Here is an 18,865-nt window from a genome sequence, read left to right on the forward strand (position 1 = left end):
GTAAAACACCTGATGCTGTGGCATTGAGGGATGAAGAACAGGTGATGAGCTATGCCGAACTAGACCAGCGAAGCAATCAGATAGCGAACTACCTTAAAAACCATGAAATCATTCCAGAGAAATTAGTGCCGGTATACATGGACAGATCTGCTGAATTGATCATTGTACTACTTGGGGTAATGAAAGCGGGATGTGCCTACATTCCTATAGATCCAAGCCATCCAAAGGAAAGGATTGAATATATACTGAACGATATTGATGCTCCGCTGGTCATTTCAGCCAATGGTACAGCGGCAGCTTTTGAAGGGAGCTCAATTAAGGTAATTAATATCGATCAGGTTGAGGATAAGATCAGAAAAGAGGCTAATCATTTAGAAACCAGGCTTCCAGATTCAAAAGAACTGGTATATATCATGTACACATCTGGTACTACAGGAAAGCCAAAAGGAGTAATGATCACTCACCGGGCGCTATATAACTTTATTTCTTCAATGACAAGCTTGCTGGGGGCTGGCCAAAATGACCTGTTCTTAAGTCTTACAACTTTTAGCTTTGATATATCGTGTCTTGAATTTTACCTGCCTTTGTGTACAGGTGGACAAGTGGCAATTGCTTCAACAAAGGCATTGTCAGACCCGCAAATATTAATTGCTGAAATAGAAAAGCTTCGTCCCGATTTCGTTCAGGCTACCCCATCAAGATGGCAGCTGTTATTGGATGCTGGTTGGAAAAATAACAGAAAAACTAAAATCCTTTCAGGGGGAGAGGCGCTTACAGATAAATTAAAAGATCAATTGGTGTTAACTGCAAACCAAGCTATCTGGAATTTATATGGCCCAACAGAAACAACTATCTGGTCGTCTGCAGCCCAACTTCATTTAAAGGAAAGGGTTAATATTGGTAAGCCAATTGCCAACACCAGGCTGTACATTCTCGATAAGGAAATGAATCTGCTTCCTATTGGTGTGAATGGTGATTTATACATAGGTGGCGACGGACTGTCTCAGGGATATTACCGGAAGCCAGCGCTAACAAGTGAAAAATTTATTAACTACCGGTTTTCGAAAGATAAAGAAGAATTAATTTACAAAACCGGGGATATAGGGAAATGGCTTTCAACCGGTGAGGTACAACTTAGCGGGAGAGCGGATAATCAGATCAAAATAGATGGGTACCGAATGGAGGCCGGTGAAATAGAATACCAGCTTTTAGCCCTTAATCAGCTCAAAGAGGCTGTAGTGATGGCCAAGGAACATAATGGCAGTAAATTGCTGGTTGCATATTTGGTCTCATCCGGAGAAATTGAAGACGAAGAAATCAGAACTCAATTGTTAAAAGCACTCCCAATTTATATGGTGCCTTCTTTGTTTATACGCTTAAACGAGATGCCTCAAACTGCAAATGGAAAAATTGACAGAAAATTACTTCCTGAGCCGGTTTTATTCTTTTCAGGTTCAAGGAAACACTTTTCTCCAATTGATGAGACTGAAGAGAAATTGGTATTGATTTGGGGAGAAATACTAAATGTTGATCCCGCGTTAATCAGTACAGATCGTAATTTCTTTGAAATGGGTGGTAACTCCATTAAAGCGGTTCACCTGATGATCGGCATTCAAAAAGAATTTTCCAACAAGATAGAATTGAGGGAAGTATTTGCATACAATTCCATCTCGAAGCTGGCTAAATTACTAAGAGAAAATCTGGCTAAGGATGATTTAGGGATTCAAATACTGATAAATGAAGGTCCTTTTCCGGCGTCGTCAGCACAGGAAAGATTATTCTATCAATACCTTAGTCACAAAGAAAGCCTGGCGTACAATATTTCTGGCGCATATTTTCTTGAAGGACAAACCGATCTGCTAAAGATTGGCAAAGTTTTACAGCTACTTACAGACCGGCATGAAAGCTTGAAAACGAATTTCTTAATGACTGTAGATGGTCTTAGGCAGCAGATCAATAAGGATGCTCCAACTGGCCTGACCTTTTTAGAAGCAGACAACATTGAAGAGGGCTTTGCAAAATTTATTAAACCATTTGATCTATTGGAGGGACCTTTGGTTCGCTTTGGGCTTTTAAACCTTAAAGATGGTGTTAAAGCCTTACTTTTTGATGTTCACCACATTGTTGCTGACGGGATTTCATTAAATATCCTGATGCAGGATTTTAAGCATATTTTCCTGGGCAATCCTTTGGAGAAACTAAAATATAGGTATATAGATTATGCCGCATGGCAACAAAGCAGCAACAGCGCACTACTGAAACAAAAGGAATTCTGGAAAAATACCCTTTCGGGAGATCTTCCCCTGGTAGCGCTTGCAGAAAACAGCAATGATTTTGAAGGTGGAACTGAAGCAGCAAAAATACAGGTGCTCACAGTTGATCAGGAACTTTACAGAAAGGCAAAGGAATTTTCAGTAGCTGCAAATGTTTCAGAGTTTATGCTCTTATTGTCAGTTTATTACATTCTCATATATAAAATGTCTGATCAGGCTGATCTGATTATTGGCAGCGATTCGATTGGCAGAACAGATAGCGATCTACAGCATGTGGTAGGAACGTTCGTAAATATCCTGCCGCTAAGGATTCACCTAAATGAAGGAGAACAATATATCGAATTTCTACACCGCGTCAGGGAAGTGGTGCTGAATGCATTCGAAAACCAGGATTTCCAGTTTGATGATATGGTTAGCATGATCAATTCAGGAAATTCTACACCAAAACCTTTAGTTAATATTCATTTTGCCTTTGCTAATTATATGGAAGGGAAGGCAGATTTTGAACTGGACGGACAGAAATTCAAATCAGCGCATATTGAACGCGAAAAAACAACCCAGTATGATTTTAAATTAGAAGTTACTGAACTGAATGATCAGTTCAGGATTGAATTTATTTATAATGAAGAAGTGTATGAAGACGAAATGATAGCGGTTCTTTTGAACTACTATCAAACTATCCTCAGCATAGTTATTGAAAACTGTCAGTTGAGCATTGGTAACATTGAACTTTAATTCCTGCTCAAAATTACCTCCATAGATATAACTCATCTTAACGAATAAACTATTTTTTAGTAAACCTAAATAAGCAGTAACATGGAAAAATTTTTGTTAAAACCCAACGTGGTTATAGAGCCATTATTTGACAGGTGGTATGCCTGGCCACATCTGATTTCTCCTGCAACAAGTGCCATGAATATTGTTGGCAGGCATTTAAAAATCATGAATTCATATCTTCAATCTCCAAAAATGCACGAAGCGGCAGTAAAAAACCCAAAAATGCTGGGTGGGCCTTTTATGGATTTTCCAACGGAGAGAACAGCAGATATTGCGTTATTGAAAGCAAAAACCCTGGAAAAACAAAATAAATCAATCCGCTTTGCAGAAGCCATACAGGAATTGGACAGCATGCTCAAAACCAATGTTAATGGTGGCTCTCTCGAACCCTTATACGAAAAGGTTCCTGAAATTCTTAAAGGGTATGTGGAATTGGTTTATGACCTGAATAACAATGCTTCATTCCGTTTTTTTGAACCACTGCTTTATAAAAGTGAATTTTACAATAAATCTGCTCAAAGTATTGCTTTATGGTCAACTTCAAATGATGAAAGACCTTTTTGCCTGAGCACCCCTCGTCTCGATGAACCTGATGTTTTGCACCTTGATATTCCGTTTGATCATCGCGGAATAGATCAGTTGAGCAAAATGAAAAGGGAACCAGGCTCTATTGATGAAATAGCTCAGGTACTTGGCATAAAGGACCAGGACAGGGCGTTATTTGATTCTTTTTTTACCACCGAACCTTGTCAACCTTACGAAAGATATAAAGGATCGAAAGCCAGAATGAGGTATTTCGGGCATGCATGCATCATGATCGAAACGCAAGATGTTTGCATCATCACTGATCCGGTAATTAGTTATTATGGCTATGAATCAAGTGTTGCTCATTTTTCAGATATAGATATTCCTGATGTGATTGATTATGTACTGATTACCCACAATCATCAGGATCATATTCTGTTTGAAACTTTATTGCCATTGCGTCATAAAATCAAAAATATTGTTGTTCCCAGAACTTCGGGAGGTGCTTTACAGGATCCAAACCTCAAACTGATGTTTCAGAATGCCGGCTTTAATAACGTGATTGAAATAGATGAGATGGAAGAAATCAAAATGAAAAATGTAAAAATTACCGGCCTTCCATTTACCGGAGAGCATAGCGATTTAAATATAAAATCCAAGGCCTGTTTTCATGTCGCAGTCGATCAGTTTACTTTTCTTTTTGTTGCCGATTCTAGAATTCTGGAAGCAAAAATTTACGAACATATACATGCAATTATAGGAGATATAGATGTTATTTTTCTGGGGATGGAATGTGATGGAGCACCATTGTCCTGGTTATATGGCCCCTTATTGACAGAGAAACTTTCGAGGGAAAATGATCAGTCAAGAAGACTTTCCGGTTGTGATTGCGAGAGGGGAACGCATCTGATCAATATTTTTAACCCAAAGGAAGCTTACGTTTATGCTATGGGCCAGGAGCCCTGGCTGGAATTTATAAGCAGTATCAAATACACAGCTACCTCACATCCGATTGTTCAATCAGATATGTTGGTAGAATATTGTAAAAGTAAAAATATAGTCGCAGAGCGATTATTTGGAGAGAAGGAATTGTTTTATACATATGATGAGCTTCAATTAAAAGAAAGCTTACAGGATTTCTAAGCATTATTCCCGGTTTTTTACATCATCTATTCAAACTAAAATAATCCTATGTGTGGTATTTGTGGCTTTCTAAAATATGATTCGCGTGCAAACAGTAACGACAAAGAGATCATAGAGAAAATGACTCGTAAGCTCATTCACCGCGGTCCGGATGCTCAGGATACTTTGCTCTTAGAAAATGTTGTGCTTGGATTTACCAGGTTAAGTATCATTGGCTTACAGGATGGTATGCAGCCACTGTACAATGAAGATGAATCCCTCGTGCTCATCTGCAATGGTGAGATTTTCAATTATATTGAGCTCAAAGCACAATTAATTAAAAAAGGGCATCAATTTAGAACAACAACAGACATCGAAGTCATCCTCCATTTATATGAAGAAAAAGGTCCTGATTTTTTAAATGAACTTAATGGTCAGTTTGCCTTTGCCCTGTATGACAGAAGAAAAAAACTGTTGTTTTGTGCCAGAGACCAAATGGGAATCATCCCATTCTTCTATACCCAGGTTAACCATACTTTTATTTTTGGATCAGAAATAAAAGCAATTCTCGAACATCCCGAAGTAGTAAAGGAAATAGATACAGTAGGCCTTGACCAGGTATTTACATTTGCCGGGTTAATCAGTCCGAGAACCATGTTTAAAAATATTAAAAGCCTGGAAAATGGACATTACCTGCTTTTTGATGATAATGGCAATTTAAAAGATGTCGAATACTGGGATTTGATCTACCCTGAGGGCGAAACCCTGTTGAATGGGAAAGCAGAACAGGATTATATTGACGAGCTCGAAGCATTGTTTGATGAATCAGTAAAATTGAGATTGCGGGCAGATGTTCCCACCGGTTTTTATCTAAGTGGTGGACTAGATTCGTCTATGATTGCCATGAAGGTGAAGCAGCAGGCACCAAAAGTCCTCAGGAAAGCCTTTTCAATTGATTTTGAAGATGCTTTATATTCTGAGGCCAATTATCAGGAAATCATTTCAAGCGCGTGCGGATCTGTTCTGACTAAAAATATGTTTCCTTATAATGATATTATCGAGCGATTAAAGTTATCTGTTTACCATAGTGAATGTCCAATTAAAGAAACTTACAATACCGCTTCGATGGCTTTATCGGAAAGTGTCAGGTCGCATGATTTGAAAGTAATTTTATCAGGAGAGGGAGCCGACGAATTTTTTGCAGGCTATGTTGGATACAGATTTGATAAGATGCGTTCCCTGAAGCTGATAGCAAATGAAAGTACTGCAGCAGAAAAGAAAGTACGAAACAAACTTTGGGGCGATGAAGATTTCTTTTACGAACGTAATTTCACTGATTTTGACATCTTAAAAAGAAACCTTTATTCAAAGGATTTAAATGACCGGTACGACGAAATTAATTGCCTCAATTATCAGGTTGTTAACAAAGAACGAATTAAAAATAGGGATGTCCTCAACAAAAGAGCTTACATCGATTATAAATTAAGACTAGTAGATCATTTGGTTGGCGATCATGGCGACAGGATGGCAATGGCAAACTCTGTAGAAGTCAGATACCCTTTTCTTGATAAAAATCTGATTGAATATTCTGCTAAAATTCCATCAGAACTGAAACTAAACGAATTTACAGAAAAGTACATTTTGCGCAAAATAGGAGAAAGTATCCTTCCAAAAAGTATCATGGAGCGCGAAAAATTTCATTTTATTGCTCCGGGAAGCCCGTATTTGTTACAGCAGAATTCGACTTACATCAATGATCTTTTATCCTATGACCGGATTAAAAGACAAGGATATTTTAATCCTGATGAAATTGAAAAGCTCAAAACCTTATATAGTACTAAAGGTTTTGCCGTAAATGCCCCTTATGAAAGTGATTTGTTATCTACTGTCATCACTTTTGGCATGTTGCTGGAAACATTTATGTAAGCCAGCAAGATTACTTACCTGAATTTCCAGAATTAAAATTCAAATAACGCAGTTCAAGCCATTACACTTAATAAATGAATTATGATATTTCAACATAAATTGATTGAAAGTCTCAATCGCGGAAAAGAAAATATAGCTATTGAGTATAAGGATAGCAAAGTATCATATGCGGAGTTATTAACCGATGCCAACAGGATTACGAAACAATTAATTGACGATGATATTCCACATGGTACAAGCATCGGAATCATTTTAGATGACAGAGCTGATCTGATCAAAGCGATCATTGGAATTGCTAATGCAAGATGTGTGTTTGTGCCTATTGACCGATCATGGCCATTAAACAGGCTCGAAGCAATTAAAGAAAATTTAAGGCTGGATCATGTTATTATATCTGGAAATGTTCCTGAAGCATTTGTTTCATTATCAAATGTTTATTTGGTAGAGGATTTAATTGGAAGATTTTCTCCTGAAGAGGCTACTCCGCTAATTTATCCGGATTTTGAGGAAGAAGATAGCTTATACATTTATTTTACATCTGGTTCTACAGGCATTCCAAAGGCAATTGTTGGAAAAAACGCTAGTCTGACCCAGTTTTTGACCTGGGAAGCAGCAGAATTTAATATCGACAGCTCCTGTAAAGTAAGTCAGTTGATCAGCCCTTATTTTGATGCCTTTTTAAGAGATATATTTTTGCCTTTGTCTACTGGCGGAGTACTTTGTGTACCACCGGATAATGAAGATTTCTTTACAGCTGAAAAAATGATTCACTGGTTAGAACAGTCGGAAGTTTCATTGATTCATTGCGTACCAAGCGTTTTCAGGTTAATAAAAGATTACAAAGCATTAACTGCAGATCGTTTAAAACAGTTGAAATATATCCTTTTATCAGGAGAAAAGATTATTCCTGAAGAATTAAAAAACTGGTACGAGACTTTTAAAGACAGGATCCAATTGTGCAATTTTTATGGTACCACCGAAACTACCCTGATCAGGGCATTTTACCGGATTAAGCCGGCCGATGTTTCCAAAAACAGGATACCTATTGGTAAACCTATAGCCGATACAAATTTACTGGTTACAAATAAGGATTTTAAACCTTGTAACGTTTTAATATCCGGTGAATTATACATTATTTCTGATTTTCTCACCAAGGGTTACATCAATGCACCGGAACTTACGACTGAAAAATTCATCCTGATTAACTCAGGCCCGTTTGAAGGGAAAAAGGCCTTTAGAACAGGAGATAAGGCCCGGATGTTAACTGATGGGAATTATGAACTTCTTGGGAGAGAGGATCGTCAGGTGAAATTAAGGGGGATCAGGATTGAACTGGATGAGATTGAAAACGTACTTACACAATCCGGACTGGTAAAAAATGCCGTTGTAATTAAATGGACAAGGCCGGATGAATCGACTGATGAAAATACAGGCAGTTTGAATCAGGAGTCGATCATTGCCTTTGTAATTGCCAATGAAACCTCAGAAAAGGATTCAAATTTAGAAAGTGGTATCCGAAATTATCTTAATGATAATTTACCGGCTTATATGGTGCCCGCTGATATACTTTTAATGACAGCATTCTCATTATTGGGCAACGGAAAGATTGATTATAAAAAGCTGTCAGAAACTTACGAATCCAGCCACAAATCAGTGATCGTGGCACCGGAAAATGAAATTGAATGTGATTTGTTAGCAATCTGGAGTGAAATTTTAGGATCATCAGAAATATCAACTGAGGATAATTTTCACAAGATAGGGGGCAACTCACTTAGTATCATGAAATTGATAGCTAAAATATATGCCCGCTTTAAGGTAAGGTTTCCGCTAAGCGATCTCTTTAAAATGCTTACCATCAGGAGTCAGGCAGCTTACATAATGAGCGCGATAAGAAATGACCTGTTTGAAATTAAAAAAGCACCGGAGAAAGAAGCCTATTATCTCTCTGCAGCACAGGAAAGACTATATTTTCTTTACGAACTTAATAAACAAAGCACAGCCTATAATTTACCGGTGGTGTTCGAAATTACCGATAATGCAGATGCAGATCGGATTAAGCAAACCTTTAAGACACTGGTTTCAAGGCATAAAGTTTTAATGAGTCAATTTATTGCTAACGAAGATGGCATTCAGCAGAGAATTAATCCCGAATTTGCTTTTAGCCTGGAAAAAATTAGCAGTACGCAAATCAAAGAAGGAATCGATTCTTTTATAAAACCATTTGACCTGAATAAAGGCCCCATCTTCAGAGCTGCTCATTTAACTGCTGAGAATCGGAATTTTATAGTTTTTGATATTCATCATATTGTTTGCGATGGACTGTCGCAGGTTAATATATTTTCAGATTTTCTGGATATGTATGTCGGTAATTCACTTAAACCGCTAAGTCTCGATTATACGGATTACAGTGAATGGGAGAAAAGTTTTAGTGCATCTGCTGAATATAGCCTGCAAAAAAGCTATTGGATGAACATGTTTAGTGGAACTGTTCCCCAACTGGAACTTCCGCTAAGTGAATCTTTGGAAGATAACACTGATGAATCTGGCGACCAGATAAATTTTGAAATCGAAAGCAGTGTGGTAAAGGGATTGTACGCCGGAAATGGTGATGCGGGTATCAATAGTTTCTCGGCCTTATATTCAGTTTTCTTTTTATTCATGAACCAGTTAACCGGACAGGATGATCTGGTCATCGGAACCATGTCTTCAGGTAGGTTACAGCAGGGACTTGAGCCTTTAGTGGGGATGTTTGCAAGAACGCTTCCGGTTAGGTACCAGGTAGATGCAAAGCAATCATTTCATGAACTTTTAAAAAGTGTTAGTAAGGTTTTAGTCGAGGTACAAGCCCATCAGATGTATGATCTTGCTGATATTTTGATAGAGGTGAATAAGAATAAGGCCGTTTCGGACACGAAATTGTTTGATGTGATGTTTGTTTACCAAAATTTTGATAAAGGCAGGCTGGAATTAAAAGATACAGGCTTTGCTTATTATGAATTTGAAAATAAGACAACCAAGTACCCACTTTCTTTAGTGGTTAGTGAATCAAACGATGTTTTTAAATGCAGAATGGAATATGCCAGCAGGTATTTTTCGGTAACGGACATAGAAAATCTGATTGCACACTTTAAAAAATTGGCCATTGCAATTTCTGAAAATCCTGATCGGGAATTGATTGATCTGGTTGGTGATGCCGAACAATCGCCGGAATATATAGCCAATGATATTTCATTTAATATCTAAGCGCTTGATCTCAGGTTATGCCACTATTCCTGATAAGCCCCTTGCCCAAAATTTAACCAAATGAAATACACCATCATGGTTAATCTTATGATTGACAATGATATTGCTTTTAGAACCACTAAGTAATATGTCTGATAAATCTAAACTTAATTTTAAAACCATTGAAACTAATAGAAATATTAGTGCAAGATATTATTGGGAAGCAAGACTTAACGATTTTGAGCCAGGATCTTATTTTAACAATCCTAACCAGATCAACAAAGAACATACAGGTGAACCAGGTAATTGTGTATTGGATATTGCATCACCTGTTTTTACCGGACTTAATAAAATTGCACCCTCAGCTAAGAGCAAGCACATTGTACTGCTCTCTGTGCTTACAATTTTAGGGCACAAGTTTTCGGGCAAAAATGACATTTGCATTTTAACACCTGCTTACGAGGAAGAAGGTACGGAGATTAAAAATGGCGTCATCCCATTCAGAAGCAATAACATTTCAGAACAGAAGTTTGTTGAATTGCTGATCAGAAGTAAGGACGAACTGCTAAAAGATTTTAATTACAGGGCTTATCCAATAGCAAAAATATTCAGCGATTTCGTAGATTTTGAGTTGATTGATTTGGTTGGATTACAGGTTGAAGAATTGCAAAAAGGTCAGCTTCTTCAGGAATTAAATCTTAATCTTATATTTTCTTTCCATATCACAAAGCAAACGCTGGAAATAAAATTTAACAATAACTGTTACGAAGCATCTTTTATAGAATATATCGGAAATATTTTCCTGGATATTCTTTCCAAAGTGATGCTGGATGTTAATCTCCCTGTAAATAAAATCGAGGTTATTAATGCGCAAGAGAAAGAACAGGTTTTAGCCAGTATAAACAGTCTGAATCACATTGTTCCTCAAAAATCTACCGTAATTTCCTTGTTCAGAGAACAAGCGCGGCTTAATCCTGCAAATATTGCTTTTGCTGTAGCAGATGCTTTTTACAGCTACCAGGAATTGGATCAGTGGTCGGATCAGATTGCCGGTTATCTGGTGTACAGTTATCATATTAAAAAAGGAGATCGGGTTGGAGTATGTCTGATGCATGAAACTGCACTCATACCGGTAATATTGGGAATATTAAAGGCCGGGGCAATTTACATACCCATCGATCCTGCTTATCCTGCTCCTAAAAGGGACGCGGTAATTACCGAAGCTGATTTGAGTCTGGTGATTTTGAGGGGACACCAGATTTCAGATATAGAAATACTGGACTTAGACCTGCACGAGTCGAAAATCAGTGCATTTTCAGCTGGACAGTCTTTAAATGAAGTAAATGGAGAAGATATTGCTTATGTCATTTTTACTTCAGGTTCTACAGGGAAGCCCAAAGGTGTGGTCATTAAACACCATTCCCTGCTTAATTACATTACCTGGGCTTCTGATTTTTACATTAACAATTCCAAAGCGACTTTCCCCCTTTATACTTCCATTTCATTTGATTTAACGATTACCTCGATTTTTACGCCATTAATATCTGGTAACAAAATAATGGTTTATCAAAATGCAGGAGCGGATACAATTAATACGCTGTTTGTAAATGATGAAATAGATATTATCAAATTAACTCCCGCACACTTAAATATTGTAAAACATTTAGACTCGGCCCTGTGCAAAAAATCAAAAAAGAATAAAAAACTGATTTTAGGAGGGGAAGAATTATCAAGCCAGCTGGCCGCCGAAATATACCAGCTGTTTGACGGGCAAATCGATATCTATAATGAATATGGGCCAACAGAGGCTACTGTTGGTTGTATGATTTATAAGTATGATCCTCAGGATGAAAGCTTTACCGTGCCAATTGGTTATCCAATAGCAAATACTGCCATTTATCTCCTGGATAAGGATTTTAACCATGTTCCGGTGGGAGCCACAGGCGAGATTTATATAGCTGGGGCGGGGCTGGCAGCCGGATATTTTAACCAGGAAGAACTTACCGGGCAAAAATTTATAAATACGGCATCAGTAAACGGCCTTAGAATATATAAAACCGGTGATCTTGCCACACGCAATCTTGAAAATAAAATTATATTCAGAGGGAGAACTGACGAACAACTCAAAATCAGAGGTTACCGCATTGAACCAGCAGAAATAGAACGTAGCCTACTGCAATTTGCAGGAGTGAATCAGCCTTTGGTTACAGTCATGATGCGTGAAGGGGAGAAATATCTGGTTGCCTATTATAGTGCTGAGCATGAAATTTTTTCTCTTAAGGAATACCTGCTCACTATTCTTCCGGCATATATGGTGCCGGTGTATTATGTGCATCTTTTTACCTTTCCACTAAATACAAATGGAAAAATTGATCGTAAACTTCTACCCGAGGTAACATTTAGCACCACATATAATTATCAGGAACCTACAACAACGACAGAGAAAGAACTGGTTCAACTCTGGTCTGAAATCCTGCATATCGATGTTGAAAAAATTAGTGTAAACAGTAGCTTCTTTGAACTTGGCGGTCATTCGTTGAATGCGGTAAATCTGATGAATAGAATCAGAAAACAAATGGCAAGTGAAGTTCCGCTTAAAGAAATATTTAATCATGATACCATCACCAGCTTATCCATTTACATCAGCAATCTTGCTATTCCTTCAATAAACGCTACCATACCGATTGCTCCAAACCAAAGTTTTTACCATTTATCATCTGCGCAGTCAAGGTTATATTTTTTATATGAACTGGATAAAGATTCGCTGGCCTATAATATGCCTAAGCTTGTCCGGATGACAGGAAAAATGGATCGCGAAAAGCTGGTTGCTGTCTTCAATGCCCTAATTTCCCGTCATGAAAGTCTGCGTACCGGTTTTGTGCAGGCTGATGGAAAGGTATTTCAGGTAATCGGGGATGGTTCAGGGTTTCGGGTAGAGGAATATACCGCTGTTGAGGCCGAACTGGAGAGCGTAATCAATCAGTTTATTCGTCCGTTTCAGCTAAATAATTCCCCGCTTATCCGGGTAGGGTTGGTTGCTGTTGGAAGAGAAGATCATATCCTGATGGTCGACATGCACCATATTATAACAGATGGAGTTTCTCAGGATTTATTGATCCGCGATTTTCTAAAATTATATAAAGGAGAAGAATTGCCTGTACTTCGTTTGCAATACAAAGACTATTCCGAATGGCAGCAAAATGAAAACGAAAAGCTTCAACTTATTCAACAAAAAGATTTCTGGCTTGCAGAGTATAACGCATTACCGGAAGTACTGGAGTTGCCCATCGATTATATCAGGCCAAAACAGAGGCGCTATAAAGGTGATAGTTACACTTTTGAAATCAGCAAAGAAACTACAAGCGCATTGAGGGAATTGGCAGCCCAGGAAGGTGCAACCTTGTATATGGTTCTTTTATCTGTTTATAATATTTTCCTCGGGCATTTGTCTGGAAAAGAAGATATTGTGGTTGGAAGCCCTGTTGCCGGAAGACGTCATGCCGATCTGGAAGACATCATCGGGATGTTTGTAAATACCCTGCCGCTGCGTAACTATCCTAAAGGGAACCTAAATTTCAGGGAATTTCTGAGCGATTTACGCTCACGGACGCTCTCTTGTCTGGACCACCAGGATTTTCAGTATGAGGAATTGGTTGAAGAACTGAAACTGACCAGGGAGATGGGGCGCAATCCTCTTTTTGATGTCATTTTTTCTTATGAAAACTTCAGTACGGAAACGTTGGATATTTCAGGTCTGACAATGACTCCATACCACCATCAGGAAAGGAGCTCAAAATTTGATCTTACATTAGCCGTGAGGGAAGGACAGGAAAGCATTTCATTGACTTTCAATTACTCTACTGATTTGTTTACCCCGGAACGCATTGTTCAGTTTGGTGTTTACCTGCAGCGCATTGTTGATGTGGTATTAAATCATCAGAATATCTGTTTGAGCGATATTAAATTATCAGGGACTGAGGAAGAAGCTGTTTTACTGGCGTTGGGTAGGGGGGCAGAAAGATCATATCATGAAGATCAGACTGTGGTTCATCTTTTTACCGAACAAGTAATGAAGACACCCGATGCCATTGCACTGACTTTTGAAGATTGCGACATCAGCTATTCTGAATTGGATAAAAAATCAGAATATATTGCAAATCTATTAAAGGAGCAGGGGGTTAAAAAAGGGACACTTGTTCCGGTATTTGTTGAACGTTCGTCGGCGCTGATTATTGGCATTTTAGGAATACTGAAAGCAGGAGCAGCCTATGTGCCGATTGATCCGGAATATCCAGAAGGCCGGATTACGCATATACTTGATGAACTGAATGCAAAAGTTATTTTAGCCGGTGAGCACTTTAAATCTAAAGCAGGCCTCATTGTGCTGGACCTGAATAAATATCTTGAAAATGATATACCAGCCCCTGGGGCTTATTTAACAGCATCCTTTGGAGGCGGAGATATTGCTTATATCAATTACACTTCCGGCAGTACTGGTTATCCGAAGGGTGTTATGGTGCCACACCGGGCAATTTTAAGGTTGCTGGATCTGGAAGATATCGCTTTCAACAGGGATACGGTAACGCTTCAATTATCGTCAGCCTCATTTGATGCTGCAACTTTTGAAATATGGCCGGCACTTTTAAGCGGAGGCCGTGTAGTCATTTACCCCGAAAAGTATGTTGATGTATTGAAAATAAATCAGCTGATTAGAGAAGCGCAAATTAACACTCTATGGCTCACTTCAGGACTGCTTGATCAATGGGTAAATAGCAATATTGAAAAACTGCCTTTAAAATACTTATTGTCAGGAGGAGATGTGGTACATGCTTCCTCGGTGATTAAAGTTTATGCAGCATTACCTGGTGTTACAGTTTATAATGGATATGGCCCAACGGAAAACACCACTTTCACCTGCTGTTATAAAATACCCCGCGATATTAAAGGAAACCAGCAGATACCTATAGGCCGGCCAATTTGCGGAACAAGTGTATATATTATGGATCAGTATCAGCGTTTAAGTCCACATGGTACCGTTGGAGAACTTTGTATCTCAGGAATTGGTTTAGCTCAGGGCTATATTAACAACAAGGCATTAACCGATGAGAAATTTGTGCCAAATCCCTACCTGGAGGGTGCATTGATGTATCGAACAGGAGACCTGGTTCGCTGGTCAATGGATGGTTATATTGAATTTTTGGGCAGAGTGGATGATCAGGCCAAGATTCGCGGATACAGGATTGAGCCCGGGGAGATTGAAAAAGTTTTATTGCAGTTTGATGGAATAGAGCAGGCACTGGTCTTACTAAAACAGAATAATACTGATAAATATCTGGCAGCTTATTATGTAGCTGAAGAAGAAATTGAGGAGGGCGCAATTAGAAAATTTCTGCGGAATGTTCTTCCTGATTATATGATTCCTGCAGGTTTTGTGTATCTGGACAGTTTTCCTTTAACTGTAAATGGAAAAATAGACCGCAAATCGCTGCCTGACCTCTCGTTTTCAAAAGTGAAATATGATGGGCCGATAACCGCTACTGAGCAGCATCTGATGAAAATATGGTCAGAAGCACTCCAGTTAAATATAACGGATATTGATATTGACAGCAGTTTTTTCGAGCTGGGTGGTCATTCTTTGAAAGCCATACATGTGGTTAATCAGATCTCGAAAGAAATGGAAGTGCAGGTACCACTTTCAGCAATTTTTAATCATCAGGACATTCGGAGTTTTTGTGCTTATATCAATAATTCTGCCGGGCATGCCGAATATACTGAGATTTCTGAATCAGCAAAGCGTTCTTTTTATCGTGTATCGTCTGCACAGCAGCGATTATATTTTCTGCAACAGCTAGATCATTATTCTGTTGCTTACAACATGCCTCATCTCATCAAAATCTCCGGCAGAGTGGATCGGGCAAAGGTTCAGGCAACATTTGTTCAGCTTATAGCAAGGCATGAGAGTTTACGTACCAATTTTGTTTGGAAAGACGGAGAAGCATTCCAGGTAATTGGCGATGGCTCCAATTTTTCAATGGAAGAACATCAAGCGGGAAAAATTGAATTAAACGAAATAATAAGCAGGTTTATTCGCCCTTTTGATCTCAGCAAAGATTTTCTCATTCGTGCAGGATTAGCTTCTGTTTCAGAAGAGGAAGCGTTATTGATGATTGATATGCACCATATTATTAACGACGGGATTTCACAGGATATCCTGATTCGCGATTTTATGAAATTGTATCAGGGTGAAAAACTCCTTCCGCTACGCTTGCAGTATAAAGATTATTCAGAGTGGCAGTGGAGTGAGAAAGAACGAATAAGGATAAGTCTGCAGAAAAAATTCTGGCTGGAAGAATACAGGGATTTACCTGAGGTGATGGATTTACCTTCAGATTTTGTACGACCTAAAAAAAGAAATCACCAAGGTGGGGTTTACACTTTTGAATTGCCTGAACAGCTAATCCGGGGCCTGCGTCGTTTAGGCGCAGAGGAAGGCGCAACACTGTTTATGGTATTATTATCAGCATTTAACATTCTACTTGCCCGTTTGGCAAACAGGGAAGATGTGGTAGTAGGAAGCCCTGTAGCAGGAAGACGCCACGCTGATCTTGAAGGTCTTATCGGGATGTTTGTTAATACACTGGCGCTTCGGAATTACCCCTCGGGCAGTTTAAGTTTCAGGGAATTCTTAAGAAAACTGCGTTCCAGCACTCTATCTTGCTTCGAACACCAGGATTTTCAGTATGAGGATCTTATACAGGAGTTAAAGTTAACGCGCGATGCCAGCCGCAACCCTCTATTTGAAGTTATGTTTTCATACGGAAATTTTGATAACGAAATCCTGGAAATTCCGGGTTTAGTGCTCAGTGGTTATGATTATAGGGAGCACAGCTCAAAATTTGATCTTTCACTATCCGTTATGGAAATGACTGAGGGCTTATACTTGAGCTTTGACTATGCTACCGATCTATTTACTTCAGATCGCATTAAAAGTTTTGGAGAATATCTGCAGCAAATTATTGGCACAGTAGTTTCCAATCCGGATATCCTGCTTGGAAATATTAACCTGTTAGGAGAAAAAGAGGAGCAGCATTTAATTGATCTTGGTCGGGGAATGAATAAGATTTACCCCGAAAAACGAACAATTATAGCGCTTTTTGCCGAACAGGTAAAAATGGTACCTGATGCAGTTGCTGTTGTTTTTAAGGACCAGCAGCTGAGTTACCGCGAATTGGATGAAAAAGCAAATGGTTTGTCTGAATTAATCCGGAAATCGGGGGGTAAACGCGGTGATCGTATTGGTGTACTGATCGACCACTCTCTTGAGCTGCTGATCTCTTTTCTGGCCGTGATGAAAAATGCCTGCACATTTGTTCCTATTGATCTACACTGGCCTTTATCACGTCAGAACCAGAGCATTGCTTTAACTGAAGCTGCAGTGGTATTGTGTAGAGAACATATTGAAGGCCTTGAAGCGCCACTTAGTTTAAAAGTAAATTATGAATCGCTTCACAATATATCCTGTACAGAAGAAAGGAAGTTGACACCAGAAGACCCAATGTATATTATTTTTACTTCAGGATCTACAGGAATACCTAAAGGGGTTGAAGTGCCTTATAAAGGAATCATGAACAGGTTGTTCTGGATGAATGATTTTTTCGGGCAAAGTACCGCAACATCTGTTCTCCAAACCACCAGATATGTATATGACAGTATGGTATGGCAGCTATTTTGGCCATTAATTAATGGAGGTAAGACCATAATACTGCCACCACTCTTTGAAATGAGCTGCGAAAACATCTGTAAGCTGATCAAATTACATGAGATTAAACTTGTGGATTTTGCACCATCGGTATTCAATACTGTATTTGAGTATTCTAAAAATCCCGAATATGAAATCAGTTCGCAGTTGGCCTCGTTGCGGTATATCATTCAGGGAGGAGAAGAGATTTCGGTGAAATTTACACATCAATTTCTCCTTGATAACCCGTCAATATCAATCGTAAACTTATACGGACCAACAGAAGCAAGTATTGGTTGCATTTATCATTTGGTCCATCCGGATGGAAAAGGAAAAATTCCTATCGGAAAACCCATCAATAATGTCCGTGTCAGGATAACGGATAAGTATGGGAATTTGGTGCCTCAAGGGGTAAGTGGTGAAATCCGTCTTTCCGGGGTCTGTTTGGCCAACGGATATTTCAATAATGTGCACCAGACCAAAGAGCGGTTTGTGTTTACAGCCGGGAACGGTTTAAGGGAGTACCTTACCGGAGATCTCGCCAGGCAGGATAAAGATGGCAATATAGAATTTTTGGGCAGGATAGATGATCAGGTTAAAATTCGTGGACACCGCATTGAACCTGGAGAAATTGCGGGCCGACTGCTGGAATTACCAGCCATAAGAGAAGCCATTGTGCAGGTCAGGGAAAATCAGGGAGATAAATACCTTGTCGCTTTTTATGTAGCAGAAGCTGTTATCCCTGTACAAACTTTACAAACCTATCTTCACGGACTTTTACCGGCTTACATGGTGCCTTCTTACTATGTTCACTTAACTGAATTTCCATTAACGGCAAATGGCAAAGTAAACAGGAAAGCATTACCAGAACCAAAATTGATTAGCGATGATGAAATTAACGTCAAAGCAATTAACCAAACCGAAAAAGATCTTGTAAAAATCTGGGCTGAAATATTGAAAACACTTGAAGAAAATATCGGCGTAAACAGGAACTTTTTTGATTTAGGTGGGAATTCGCTCAAACTGATTGGTTTAATAGGTAAAATAAATCAACATTTTAATGCCGGTTTATCGGTGGCCGATTTATTCGAACTATCAACAATTCGCCTTCAGGCCAGATACATCGATCGGATTACAGTCATTAATCAGGATGCAGAAGAAGAAAATTTATCAGCATCAGCACTGGAAGGCATGGTTAGTCTTTTCAATACAGACCAGGAAGATTAGTGCTGCTAATCAGGAACAATTTAAGGTAGTCCCGACTCAGATCGGAATTCTTCAG

5 protein-coding genes are annotated in these 18,865 nt (G+C 38.8%); all 5 read left to right on the forward strand.

Going from position 1 to position 18,865, the window contains the following annotated elements:
• On the forward strand, positions 1-3,008 hold a 3,008-nt coding region (locus tag BM107_RS23670), incomplete at its 5' end, for a non-ribosomal peptide synthetase (RefSeq protein WP_139222331.1).
• Positions 3,009-3,089: 81 nt separating this feature from the next.
• Positions 3,090-4,718, forward strand: a complete 1,629-nt coding sequence (locus BM107_RS23675) for an MBL fold metallo-hydrolase (RefSeq protein ID WP_090988028.1) — start codon at positions 3,090-3,092, stop codon at positions 4,716-4,718.
• A gap of 48 nt (positions 4,719-4,766) precedes the next feature.
• Positions 4,767-6,623, forward strand: coding sequence for an asparagine synthase (glutamine-hydrolyzing) (asnB, locus tag BM107_RS23680; protein ID WP_090988030.1), 1,857 nt, complete (start codon positions 4,767-4,769; stop codon positions 6,621-6,623).
• An 81-nt stretch (positions 6,624-6,704) separates the two neighbouring features.
• The gene (locus BM107_RS23685) at positions 6,705-9,866 is read left to right on the forward strand and encodes a non-ribosomal peptide synthetase (protein WP_090988032.1); all 3,162 of its coding nucleotides are present in this window, start codon (positions 6,705-6,707) and stop codon (positions 9,864-9,866) included.
• A gap of 127 nt (positions 9,867-9,993) precedes the next feature.
• Positions 9,994-18,810, forward strand: a complete 8,817-nt coding sequence (locus BM107_RS23690) for a non-ribosomal peptide synthetase (protein ID WP_159435309.1) — start codon at positions 9,994-9,996, stop codon at positions 18,808-18,810.
• The last annotated feature ends 55 nt before the right edge of the window (positions 18,811-18,865 follow it).

The organism is Pedobacter suwonensis (genome assembly GCF_900111825.1).
Lineage (GTDB): Bacteria > Bacteroidota > Bacteroidia > Sphingobacteriales > Sphingobacteriaceae > Pedobacter > Pedobacter suwonensis.